Raw genomic sequence first — 12,114 nt, 5'->3', positions numbered from 1 at the left:
CAGGTGTAGATTGTGGCCGCTTTTCGCTTTGCCTTTTTATTGCAATTGGCGCTTGATGAGCGAGAAGAGGCCTCACGTGCCATGCAAGCTGCTCAGGCAAGCTGGCTACTGGCAAAATCTAAGCTCGAACAAGTCGATGGCTTTCGTACCGAATATCGTGCGCGATTGGCTAATCAAGCCCAAACGGGTATCTCAATTACGCAGTGGCGTGATTTTCAATTGTTTCTTGCCAAGCTTGATGCCGCTGCGATTCAGCAAAATGATGAAGTGGTGCGCTTGGGTCATGAATATGAGCGGCGAAAAATCGATTGGCAGGATTGCGAGCGCAAGGTAAAGGCATTTGAGGCCTTAAAAGATCGGCATGAAAAAGGCGAAATTAAAAAAGAAAACCAGCGTGAACAGAAAATGCTGGACGAGTTTAATAGCAGATTTGGTCGTGAATCCTAGATAATTCACTAAATATGCTCAATTGAATCTCACTAAATGCAGCGTGCCAGCCTTGCTGGCCGTGCTTGTCGGCTTAAATTTCGGTAGAATGCTGCCTGCTTACCGCTCGGTAATGCGTCTCCATAGTTAAATGGATATAACAAGCCCCTCCTAAGGGCTAGTTGCAGGTTCGATTCCTGCTGGGGACGCCAAATGCAATTCTTCTCTTATATCTTTCTGCTTTCTTGCAACAAGTTACCTAATATATCAGTGCAAATTGATCGAAGTTGATTAGGCTCAGATTGCCTGTGTGCGATCTTGTCACAATTGACTCATTGATTGAAATTGTTTTGGCTTGATTAGGCCTTATCTCACGCACATACAGAAGGAGCTCGCGCATGCTACGAAGCACAAAAATTGTTTCCACCTTGGGTCCTGCATCAAGTGATGCCGCAACACTAGAACGACTGGTGGCGGCTGGCGTGAATATGGTGCGCTTAAATTTCTCACATGGCACGGCGCAGGATCACCTCGATCGTGCAGCTCTGGTGCGTGAGCAAGCAAAAAAGGTTGGGCGCCCAATTGCGATTATGGTCGATTTACAAGGGCCTAAAATCCGCGTTGGTAAGTTTAAGAAAAATAAAATCGAGCTCGCAAAAGGGGCGAAATTTGTCCTGGATGCTGCGTGCGAAATGGGCGATCAAGATACGGTAGGGCTTGATTACAAAGAGCTACCCAATGATGTGGAAAGCGGCAATATTTTGCTGCTGGATGATGGCAAAATCCAATTGGTCGTGGATGCCGTTGAAGGGCAAAAAGTGTATACCACGGTGTTGGTGGGCGGTACTTTATCTAATAATAAAGGGATTAACCGCCAAGGCGGTGGCTTAACGGCGCCGGCTCTGACGGGTAAAGATATGGAGGACATCAAGGTCGCAGCGAAGCTGCATGCTGATTATGTCGCCGTGTCGTTCCCAAAAAGTGCCGCCGATATGTATATGGCCCGCACACTATTGCGTGCAGCGGGCAGTAAAGCATTATTGATTGCCAAAATTGAGCGCACGGAGGCCATTGATAATCTTAATGAAATCCTTGAAGCCTCCGATGGGATTATGGTGGCGCGTGGTGATTTGGCGGTCGAGGTTGGCGATGCGGCGGTGCCTGCTTTGCAAAAACGCATGATTAAAGCCGCACGTCGCCTAAATAAACTCACCATCACTGCGACCCAAATGATGGAGTCTATGATTTCGAGCCCAGTGCCTACCCGCGCCGAAGTTTCGGACGTCGCCAATGCGGTTTTGGATGGCACAGATGCTGTGATGTTGTCAGCAGAAACGGCTTCTGGGCAGTATCCAGTGGAAACCGTCGAGGCGATGGCTAGAATTTGCCTTGAAGCAGAAAAATCGCAAGACTACAAAGTGAGCAATCAGGCTTTGATTGATGGTGAATATACTCGCGTTGATCAAACTATCTCGATGGCCGCTTTGTTTGCCTCTAATCACTTGAATGTCAAAGTGATTGCTGCGCTCACCCAATCGGGTTCATCAGCTTTATGGATGTCACGTGTGATCTCTGGGGTGCCAATTTATGCATTAACACCCGAGGCTGAAACCTATAATCGCCTCTCATTATTCCGTGATGTTGAGCCTGTTATGCTTTCGCACGACAATACGGATCGTGAGTCATTGTTAGTGCGTGCCGAGATGGAAATGTTACGTCGCGGAATCGTGCAACAAGGTGATCTGATTGCCTTTACATTTGGTGATGTGGTTGGGATGTTGGGCGGCACGAACTGCCTGAAAATTGTAAAAGCGGGTGAGTCGCAAAAAACGCGCTAATGCAATTTATTAAGCTATAAAAAAAGGCCGCGTATGCGGCCTTTTTTTATGGGGTATATTCATTGGGTTAAATAGATATAATGATTACAGCTACATACCCATCAAACTTTAAAGCGGCCAAACATTTCACGCAGAAAGCCCGCAAGGTGATTGAGCTGAGCGACAGAGTCATTGGCACGATGCAAAGCCGCATCTGATTGCTGCATTTGATTGGTAATGTTTTCTGCGCTCTGCGCCATCATCGTTGTTGCGTCTTGTTGCTCTTTGGTTGCATGTGCGATTTCGCTCATTTTCTCCATGACTTGGCTCATATTCTGGCGAATATCGACAATCTTTTCCGCCGCATGATTCGATAGGTTGACCCCGCTTTGTACCGCGCCCAAGGTCGATTCCATATTCCGCACGGCGGCATTGGTTTCGCCGCGAATGCCGTCAATCATGCCGGTGATTTCCAAGGTCGCTGAGCTGGTGCGCTCTGCGAGCTTACGCACTTCATCGGCTACCACGGCAAAGCCACGGCCTTGCTCACCCGCCCGCGCAGCTTCAATCGCCGCATTGAGCGCCAGCAGATTCGTTTGGTCGGCAATTTCTTTAATCACTTGAATAATGCCGCTAATGTCTTGACTGCGTTGGTTCAGACGATCAAGTAATGAAGACAAATCGCGCACTTCCGAGGCCGATTTACCTACTTCAGTGGCAACTTCTCCCATCGTCCGTGCCGAATCAGCCGAAAGTGCGCCAGTGTTGTTCACCAAATGATTAGCTTCACCTGCGTTGTCGGCAATATGGCTGATACTGACGGTGATTTCTTCAATTGTCGCTGCATTGGTGGCTGCCATATCAGACAAAATGCGCGAATCATCCGACAGCGTATTGAGGACTTGATTAATCTGTTGCACACCCATCGTTAGGTTTTCAGTTTCTTTGCGCAAGTCGCTAAACATGGTCCGCAAACGAGCGGTAAATTGATTAAATGCTTTGGCCGTTTGCGCGATTTCATCATCACCCTCAATATGAATTTGCCGCGTCAAATCTCCTTCACCCTGCGCAATCTCTACCATGCCTTTGCGCACGCGATTGAGACCAGAGAGCATTTTGTTGACCAGCAGGCTGGCAAATGGGATGACCAATAATAAGATCACGACTAGCGTACCAATTGCCATCCAGAGCAATTGTTGAAGGGGGGCTAAAGCCATTGATTTATCAATGACAAAAACTAAATACAGATCGCTATTTTCTATGTTTTTTGCAAAGACAAACTTGTTTTCTCCACCAATGACTACATCGAGTATTTCTTGTGAGGCAGATATCTTGGCTAAGTTAGCAGGTGACAGTTCAGCGTTAATGTCACTTAATGGTTTCGTGACTTTGCTTTGATCTGAATGAACCAGAACATTGCCTTCTTTGCCGACGAGAATTGCATAGCCATTTCCAGTCATTTTAATATTTAAAACATCCTTGACGATGGCATCAAGAAAAATGTCGGCTGCTACAACGCCAATGAGCTGGCCATTTTTTTTAACCGGAGCGGCAAAGGATAGAGTCAGTTGTTTTGTTCCCGCATCCACATACGGCGGTGTCATGATGGTTTTGTCTTCTTTTAATGCCTGCTGATACCAAGGCCGACCTGTTGGATCATAGCCAGGGGGCAAGCCCAAATCATGCGTACTGAACATTTTTTTATCATTCGTACCCAAATATACGGCGTCAAAATGTGCACTTTTTTCAGCCTGATTGAGGATAGGGATGTAATCGCTGGCTTGCTCAAGTGTTTTTGAGGTTGAGCTGATGATCATTTTTTTATCATCAATCCAGTTACGCAGCATGACGCTATAACCGGTTTCAACGCCAATAATTTCGTTTCGCAAACCTGTATTGATCATTTCTGAGCGCATCTTGGAATACGCGCCAATAGTAATGATGGACGCAACGAGTAAAATAAGTAAGCCGATAAAGGCGATCAGCCGCACGCGCAAAGAACTAAACATCGTTGCCCCCTGTAATAATCTAGATATTGGTATTAGTGTATTAGATCGTTATCGGCAAAATAGCGACTTGATGAAGTAAGCGAGCTGACGAAGTGACGTATTTTGCTTTTTCGCTAATTTGATTTGAAATGGTTTTGGAGTAAACCACTTCAAATCAATCGGGAAGAGATCAGGTGCGGCTGCAGCGGATGACGCCGCCGACGTCTTGCAGGCGGGTGAAAATTCGCTGTAATTGTTCACTATCGCGAATTTCAATCGTAAATGAAACGCGTGCGCGGCCATCTCGGATTTGCATATTGGCCGCAGTCACATTGATTTTTTCGCGCGACATCACATCGGTGAGATCCCGCAATAAGCTTGCACGCTCATTGGCTTCAACCAGAATATCCACCGCAAAAACATGCGCGCTGCTGGCTAAATTACCCCAATCAGCGCGTATCAGCCGCTCTGGCGCTTCCTGAGCTAAGCGTTTCAGTGCTGTGCAATCACAACGATGAATCGAAATGCCGCGCCCTTTGGTGACGTAACCCATCACGGCATCGGGTGGCACTGGCTTGCAGCACTTGGCCAGCATCGTCATTAGCTTGTCGATGCCTTCAATCAAAATGCCTTCGCCATATTGGCTGGCGCGGGCTGCCCGGACAAAGTCTTCCGGCGTTTCTGCTGCCACGGGTTCGACAGGGCGCTGAGCATCGTTAAAGGCTAAATTGAGCTCACGCAAGCTCACTTCACCTTGCCCAAGCGCGATATGCACTTCATCAATGGTTTTAAAGCCCAAGCGATTGGCGATTAACTCTTGATTGAGTTGGCCTGCACCCGCACGTGCGGCTTCTTTCTCATACAGATTTTTGCCCGCCTCAATGGCGACATCCAGATTTTGCTGGCGGATCCAATACCGAATCTTTTGCGCAGCACGATGGCTTTTAACATATCCCTGATGCAACCAATCAAGGCTGGGGCCACCTTCTTTGGTCGAGAGAATTTCGACCCGCTGGCCGTTTTCCAGTGCGGTATTGAGCGGCACAATTTGGCCGTTGATCTTGGCGCCACGGCAGCGATGACCAAGGTCGGTGTGCAAATGGTAGGCAAAATCCACCGGCGTGCTGCCCTTAGGTAGCGAGATGACGCGGCCAGCCGGTGTGAGCACATAGATCGTGTCTTCAAAAAGCTCGGCTTTGAACGCATCGGTGAATTTATCGTCGGTGGCGACGTCTTCGCGCCAGTCGAGCAATTGGCGCAGCCAGGCAATTTTTTCTTCATAGCGTGCATCACCATGACCGCCTTCCTTGTAGCGCCAATGCGCGGCAACGCCGTATTCAGCGTGATCATGCATATCGAACGTACGGATTTGCACTTCAACCGCTTTATCTTGCGGGCCAATCACTGCGGTATGTAGGCTGCGGTAGAAGTTGCCTTTGGGTTGCGCAATATAGTCGTCAAACTCGCCCGGAATCGGCTGCCACAGGTTATGGACAATGCCGAGTACGGTGTAGCAATCTTTTACATCATCGACCAGTACGCGGACCGCTCGAATGTCATACAGCTCGGAAAAATCGAGCTTCTTTTTCTGCATCTTTTTCCAGATGCTGTAGATGTGTTTAGGCCGCCCCATCAAATCGACGTGGGTAACGCCCGCTTTACCTAACTCAGCGCGCAAAGTGCCCAATACTTCGGCAATAAAATGTTCGCGATCGACTCGCCGCTCAAGTAGCAGCTTGGCAATTTTCTTGTAGGTATCGGTATGCAGAAAGCGAAAACCGAGGTCTTCGAGCTCCCATTTGATTTGCCATACACCGAGTCGGTTCGCCAACGGCGCGAACACATCCAGCGTTTCCTGCGCGATTTTCCGGCGACGCTCTTCGCTGATTTTGGCGATGCTGTGCATGGTTTGCGTGCGCCATGCAAGCTTGATCAATACAGCGCGAATATCTTCGACCATCGCCAGCAACATTTTGCGCTGCGCTTCAATTTGCTGCGCATAGTCTTCTGCTTTGCTCGTCGCTGGCTTTGCTAAAGCGCGTAATTTACGTACTTTGCTAATCCCATCGACCAGTTGGGCGACGACCTTGCCAAATCGCTTGTCGATTTGTTCGCCTGATTTTTCAATAAAATCGGGCACGCAAAATAAAATAGCAGCAATGACTGCGTTGGCATCCATGCGCAAATCCGCGACGATAGACGCGCTGGCGACCGCGTGCAGAAATAATGATTCATCCGTATCTGGGTTGAGTGCTTTGCCATACACTTCACCAATCCAATCTAAGGCCTCACGCAAGCGGGCAATTTCATTGGGTGGGTAGCGTTCAGCCAAAGCTGAAAGCCAGCGATCAGGGTCGGCAGCTTCGGCGATGGATTGGGCAAGTGGGCGGGTAACTGCAACCATATAGAATCTTGAGTCCGGTGTAGTGTTCAGAACTTATTTCATTGCAGATTGAATTTTGCCCAAAATACAGGGTCTGTCATAGCTAAATTATTGCGAAAAATTATTTAATGCCCAGAAAACTCTTACGCCGCTGGCTACCTGACCAAAGTACATTGCAAAAGAATCGCTTTCTAAATCGATTTTCGCATTGGTTTGAGCATCCTAATTTATGGCATCTGAATCGCCGCTCTGTTGCAGGCGGCGTTGCGGTTGGCATGATCGGCGGTTTGATTCCCGGCCCATTACAGGTGATCACAGCGTCTGTATTGGCGCTGATATTTAGAGTTAATTTGCCGGTGGCTATTTTTGCGACTTTTTATACCAACCCTTTCACGATTGCCCCCATTTATTGGGTAGCGTTTTGGCTTGGCTCCTGGGTCACTGGGCAAAATGGTAGTGCCACAATGGCGCAGATGCCTTCTTTCATGGATTTGGCGCTACTCGATTGGGTCGCTGAGATGGGGAGCTGGGTACAGTCCTTGGGGATGCCCTTACTCGTCGGCTTGCCGCTATTGAGTGTGCTCTTGGCTATCGTGTCGTATTTTATGGTGCAGTTGTGCTGGCGTATCTGGGTGTATTGGGCGATACATCTTAGGAGTAAACGCCCACGGGCTAATACCTGATGGGGTATTTTAATAGTTGGTGCTCGCTAGTTGGATTTCGTCTTGCAAGCGATGCATCAGCTCGAGCCGTGTGGCAGCAATTTCGCCTGCTGCGACCGCGCTCAGAATTGCGCAGCCTGGCTCTTGGCGGTGACGGCAATTACTAAAGCGGCATTGGCCAACGTGCGGTGACATATCGGCCATTAAATGCGGCAAGCTCTCGGCTCGCATATGCGCCAAGCCAAACGATTGCAAACCCGGTGAGTCGATCAGCTCGGCTGTCTCATTGAGTTTGTAGAGTTGGGCGTGAGTGGTGGTGTGTTTGCCGGAATCGAGTGCGACCGAGATTTCGTTTACTCGTGCATTCGCTTCGGGAATCAGCGCATTGGTAATGGTCGATTTGCCCATGCCCGATTGACCCACTAGCACAGAGATCTGCCCATCCAGCCACGGCATCAGCGGGCTTAGATCTTGTTTGGCGGAGATCTCAACCACGGGGTAATCAAATTGTTTGTAATAGGCCAGCCGCTCACGCGCCGCGTCGCTCTCGGGCAAGTCGCATTTATTCAAGCAAATGACGGCGCGAATATTGGCATCGGCCGCAGCGAGTAGGGCGCGGCCAATCAATTCGTCGGAAAAACTCGGCACTGAAGCGACAACAATAATAATTTGCGTCACATTGGCGGCGATCAGTTTGCTTTTCCACTGATCGGAGCGATAGAGCAAGGTCTTGCGTTCTAGCGCTTTATTGATGACCGCTTGTTCCGCATTGAGCACATCAATGGCGACACGATCACCACAAGCGTAATCGGTTTTTTTGCCTCGGGTTGAGGCGGAAAGACGGCGTCCATCGTCGAGCTCGACGATATAAACTTTGCCATAACTGGTAACTATTCGGGCGGTAGTGGCGGTCATGAAGCCTTAATCAGTTGGTCTACGCGGGCCGCGCAGATGAAATCATTTCTAGAGAGGCCGCTGGCTGAGTGCGTATTCCACGTCAGCTTGCAGCGACCGAAGGTGAGCTCAATCGCTGGATGATGATCTTGCTGGTGTGCGATAAAGGCTACCGCATTCGTAAAGGCCATCGTTTCGTGAAAATTGCGAAAGCGGAAAGTTTTTTCGAGACTGCCATTGACGATAATCCAGTCTTGCAGCTCGGTGGACAGCATTTCTGCCGCTACTTCATCTAGCTTTACTGCTTTATCGATGCATTGTTCTTCATTTAAGGCCATGGTGAAATCTCGTAAGCTAAATTGTCTTTCTAGCAGGTTTTTTCACCAAAATCTGGCCTATTGAGCATTCAAACGGCGCAATGCTGCAATTCGCAAGCTTGCTGGCGGATGGCTATCGTAAAACATGCTGTGCAGTGGGTCAGGCGTCAGCGTCGCCGCGTTATCGCGATACAGTTTTACCAGTGAAGTAATCAGATCATTGGCCGAGCATTGGCTGGCGGCATACGCATCGGCTTCGTATTCGTGTTTGCGCGACATCATCGAGCTGAGCGGCGCAAAAATAAAAGTAAATACTGGCAAGGCAAGGAAAAATAGCAAAAGCGCCGCAGCGGTACTGGGTGTGCTGACGCCTAAGCCCTGATAAAACCAGAGTTGCGTTTTAAGCTGGCCCAAGACCCACAACATGCCCAGCATCAGTGCAAAAGTCCAAACCAGTCGTTTCACAATATGCCGATGTTTAAAATGGCCAAGTTCATGCGCCAAAACCGCTTCGACTTCGGTCGGTTCAAGGTGTTTGAGCAGGGTATCAAAAAAGACGATGCGTTTGGATTTACCCAAGCCAGTGAAATAAGCATTGCCATGGCTAGAGCGTTTGCTGCCGTCCATCACAAACAAGCCATTACTTTTAAAGCCGCAGCGCTCCAACAAGCCAACGATGCGATCTTTCATCGCGCCGTCTTCCATTGGGACAAATTTATTAAATAGTGGCGCAATAAAAGTTGGGAAAATCCACATCAAGGCTAAGGAGAAAACGAGCCAAGTTGCCCAGACATACAGCCACCAGTTGTCGCCCATCCGGCCCATCAGCCACAACACGGCGGCCAGTAAGGGCAAACCGATGGCGGCGCCGACTGCGGTTGATTTAATCAGATCACTGATAAAAAGCTTGGGCGTCATTTGGTTAAAGCCAAAGCGTTGTTCGATGATAAATGTCGACACCAGCGAGGCGGGCAAGCTCAGTGCGGCGTTCACTACCGACAGGGCGGTGACTAAAGCCAGACCTTGGGCAATATCGGATTGAAACCACGGCGCTGTTAATTTTGCTAACCATTCAATGCCGCCACCAACAGTAAAAGCAGCTAACACCATCGCATCAAAAATGGTACAGAACATGCCAAAGCGTGTTTTAGCCACGGTATAGGCCGCAGCCCGACCGTGCGCTTCAATCGTAATTTGCTCGGCAAATTCAGCGGGCACGGCTTTGCGATGGCGAAGTACGTGATTGATGTGGCGCATCGCCAGCCAAAGCTGCAGTAATACGCTGGTGACAAGGGCGAACAGGAATAAAGTTGAAAACGTGTGGGCAGTCATAGGCTCAGATCTAAAAAGCATTCCCTTTACACCGTGGCGGATTCGCGGCGGGAAATGGCGTTTTTAGTTAAAATAAGGTTTTTACGAACAGCAAGCGAGTAAGTATGCCACAAGACCAGAATCACCTCATCTGGATCGACATGGAAATGACCGGCCTGGAGCCAGAAACTGACCGTGTGATCGAAATCGCCGTGGTGATCACCGACAGTCATCTCAACCTCGTTGCTGAAGGCCCGACCTTGGTGGTGCATCAATCCGATGCGGTAATGGATGCAATGGACGAATGGTGCACCAAAACGCACGGCAATTCTGGGCTCACCGCCAAAGTGAAAGCATCGACTTTGACCGAGGCTGAAGTCGAAGCGCAAGTGATCGAGTTTATCAGCCAGTATTGCCCAAAAGGCGTTTCGCCTTTGTGCGGTAACTCGGTGCATCAAGACCGCCGCTTTTTGGTGAAATACATGCCAACACTGGAAAGCTGGTTCCACTACCGCAATTTGGACGTCTCAACGCTGAAAGAGCTATGCAAACGTTGGGAGCCTGCGATTTACAAACAGTTCAAAAAACGCGGCGCTCATACCGCTCTGGCCGATATTCTGGAGTCGATCGACGAATTGCGTTTTTATCGCGATCACTTCATCAAATTGACGGGAGGCGATCTCGACGTTGCGGTATTGCAAACCGAGGAAGATGACGCCTGATGACTGATTTTTCCGCACCGTTTTCGCCTGAAGTTGAAGCGCTGGCTCAGGCCATTGGCCAGCTTTTACTCGCGAGAGGCGAAACGCTGGCCACGGCAGAATCCTGCACTGGCGGCTTAATCGCCGCAGCGATCACCGAAATATCCGGTTCGAGCGCGTGGTTTGAGCGGGGCTATATCACCTACGCCAACCACGCCAAAGCCGACATGCTCGACGTGCCGCCGGCATTTATCGATGGCCTCGGTGCGGTCAGCGAGCCTGTCGTTGCCGCCATGGCGCAAGGTGCGGCGACCAATGCCAATGCACGTTGGGCGGTGGCGGTGTCGGGCGTGGCTGGGCCAACCGGCGGTACACCTGAAAAACCCGTTGGCACGGTGTGGCTGGCGTGGGCCACGCCGAATGGGATTGTGACGGAGAAGCAGGTATTTGCTGGAAATCGTTCACAGATAAGGTCTGCAACGGTATACCGTGCATTATCCAATCTAAAGCAGCTTATCGAAACCGCAAACTAATATGTCGCGAGCGCAAAGGCTACTCGATTTATTGCAGCTGTTGCGTCAGCACCGTTTTCCGGTGACCGGTGCCCAGTTGGCCGCACAATTGGGAATTAGCCTGCGTTCGCTCTACCGCGATATTGCGACTTTGCAGGCGCAAGACTTCACACGAAATCAGCCCAATTGGGGCTATCAACTGCGCTTTGGTTTGCTTCAGATCAGTGCTCAAGACATGGATTTGATCGCGCAGGTCATGGGGGGAAGACTGCAGGAAGATTGTGCTCGGCCTGCGCAGGAGCGACGCTACCCGCAGCAGGCCGTATTGTTTTAATGATAGGTTTTAATGATAGCGACGACGACGGGCGGCAAATAGCGCAATCAATCCCATGCCCATCAGGGCATAAGTTTCAGGTTCAGGTACGGGGGCGATCGTGCCCGCAATGATGGCGGCATTGCCATTGCTGTACTGTGCTAGTACCAGCTTGGGGTCGACATTCACAGTCGCTCCAAATTCGATCTTGTTTGAGCGCAAAGGGAAATTAACGTTCTGTGTAACTTTGCTACTTTGCCCATTGACCGTCAGGGTCACAGCGCTACCCGCACCCCCGTGGTTTAAGCCAGATACCTCGGCATTTCCTTGGATGAGCCCCAATGGACGCAGGCCATCTTCATTACTACTGAGCGCCGCAAACGAGCCCGTGTATTCACCAATGTACCCCCCTTTTTTATTGCTTAATACAAAGCTAAGGGCTTGGTTGAAAAGCTGCTTGGTTTGTCCAGATGGGCTATTGATGTCATCTTGAAAATCGCCATTGAAGAGCACGAAATTGCCTTTTACAAACTGCTGAACATTTTTGCTGGCTGCAGCCGAGAGACTTGTGCCCAAGGAGTAACCATCTCGGGTATAGACAAAGGCATTAAAAGTATCGAGAAAACCCGGTGTGGCAAGTTGCGCATCACTGACATAACTGATTTTATGCGAGACGGTATACAGGCTTGCAATATTGTTATTGCCGAAAATCGCCAGATTCGCCGCCATGCCGACAGAAGAATATAAAACCAACACAGCAGCAGCCCATACTGATTTCATCATTTTGATC

General features: G+C 49.7%; 12 protein-coding genes and 1 tRNA gene. 7 read left to right on the top strand and 6 right to left on the bottom strand.

All coding sequences use genetic code 11. From position 1 onward, the window contains the following. Positions 1-12: 12 nt before the first annotated feature. The 3 genes from fliJ to pyk all read left to right on the top strand — a co-directional run bounded on the left by fliJ (position 13) and on the right by pyk (position 2,264). Positions 13-447 (top strand): flagellar export protein FliJ, encoded by a 435-nt coding sequence (gene fliJ / locus HQ393_RS07325; protein WP_179358160.1) that lies wholly within the window; start codon positions 13-15, stop codon positions 445-447. 116 nt (positions 448-563) lie between these two features. Continuing rightward, positions 564-638 (top strand) — tRNA-Arg (locus tag HQ393_RS07320). 186 nt (positions 639-824) lie between these two features. Then, complete coding sequence (gene pyk / locus HQ393_RS07315) at positions 825-2,264, top strand: pyruvate kinase (RefSeq protein WP_179358159.1); 1,440 nt, start codon at positions 825-827, stop codon at positions 2,262-2,264. A gap of 101 nt (positions 2,265-2,365) precedes the next feature. Here pyk and HQ393_RS07310 read toward each other — a convergent pair whose 3' ends face one another. Together HQ393_RS07310 and HQ393_RS07305 are read right to left on the bottom strand one after the other, a co-directional pair. Then, positions 2,366-4,252 (bottom strand): methyl-accepting chemotaxis protein, encoded by a 1,887-nt coding sequence (locus tag HQ393_RS07310; protein WP_179358158.1) that lies wholly within the window; start codon positions 4,250-4,252, stop codon positions 2,366-2,368. Positions 4,253-4,421: 169 nt separating this feature from the next. Continuing rightward, positions 4,422-6,635, bottom strand: coding sequence for a RelA/SpoT family protein (locus tag HQ393_RS07305; RefSeq protein ID WP_179358157.1), 2,214 nt, complete (start codon positions 6,633-6,635; stop codon positions 4,422-4,424). Between the two features lie 107 nt (positions 6,636-6,742). Between HQ393_RS07305 and HQ393_RS07300 the strand changes: the two genes are divergently transcribed. Then, entirely contained in the window at positions 6,743-7,297 is a 555-nt protein-coding gene (locus HQ393_RS07300) for a DUF2062 domain-containing protein (RefSeq protein ID WP_179358156.1), read from the top strand. A gap of 9 nt (positions 7,298-7,306) precedes the next feature. Here HQ393_RS07300 and rsgA read toward each other — a convergent pair whose 3' ends face one another. The 3 genes from rsgA to HQ393_RS07285 are packed head-to-tail and all read right to left on the bottom strand — an operon-like array spanning position 7,307 to position 9,819. Continuing rightward, entirely contained in the window at positions 7,307-8,191 is an 885-nt protein-coding gene (gene rsgA, locus HQ393_RS07295; RefSeq protein WP_179358155.1) for a ribosome small subunit-dependent GTPase A, read from the bottom strand. Continuing rightward, on the bottom strand, positions 8,188-8,508 hold the full coding sequence (locus HQ393_RS07290) for a 4a-hydroxytetrahydrobiopterin dehydratase (RefSeq protein ID WP_179358154.1): 321 nt from the start codon (positions 8,506-8,508) through the stop codon (positions 8,188-8,190). Before HQ393_RS07290 ends, rsgA begins: the two co-directional genes overlap by 4 nt. Positions 8,509-8,565: 57 nt before the next feature. Next, positions 8,566-9,819, bottom strand: a complete 1,254-nt coding sequence (locus HQ393_RS07285; RefSeq protein WP_179358153.1) for a M48 family metallopeptidase — start codon at positions 9,817-9,819, stop codon at positions 8,566-8,568. Between the two features lie 104 nt (positions 9,820-9,923). Here HQ393_RS07285 and orn point away from each other — a divergent pair, with 104 nt between their 5' ends. Genes orn through HQ393_RS17905 form a run of 3 tightly spaced genes read left to right on the top strand, consistent with a single transcriptional unit; the run spans position 9,924 to position 11,345 of the window. Then, positions 9,924-10,520: an oligoribonuclease gene (orn, locus tag HQ393_RS07280; RefSeq protein WP_179358152.1), complete on the top strand. Its 597-nt coding sequence runs from the start codon at positions 9,924-9,926 to the stop codon at positions 10,518-10,520. Further along, the gene (locus HQ393_RS07275; protein WP_179358151.1) at positions 10,520-11,032 is read left to right on the top strand and encodes a CinA family protein; all 513 of its coding nucleotides are present in this window, start codon (positions 10,520-10,522) and stop codon (positions 11,030-11,032) included. Before orn ends, HQ393_RS07275 begins: the two co-directional genes overlap by 1 nt. 1 nt (position 11,033) lies before the next feature. Beyond that, entirely contained in the window at positions 11,034-11,345 is a 312-nt protein-coding gene (locus tag HQ393_RS17905; protein WP_179358150.1) for an HTH domain-containing protein, read from the top strand. 9 nt (positions 11,346-11,354) lie between these two features. Here the strand turns inward: HQ393_RS17905 and HQ393_RS07265 are convergent, their stop codons facing one another. After that, a complete protein-coding gene (locus tag HQ393_RS07265) occupies positions 11,355-12,107 on the bottom strand; it encodes a PEP-CTERM sorting domain-containing protein (protein WP_179358149.1) in 753 nt (250 codons plus the stop codon). Positions 12,108-12,114 lie beyond the last annotated feature (7 nt).

The organism is Chitinibacter bivalviorum (assembly GCF_013403565.1).
GTDB lineage: Bacteria > Pseudomonadota > Gammaproteobacteria > Burkholderiales > Chitinibacteraceae > Chitinibacter > Chitinibacter bivalviorum.
This window is presented reverse-complemented; position numbering and strand designations above follow the sequence as displayed.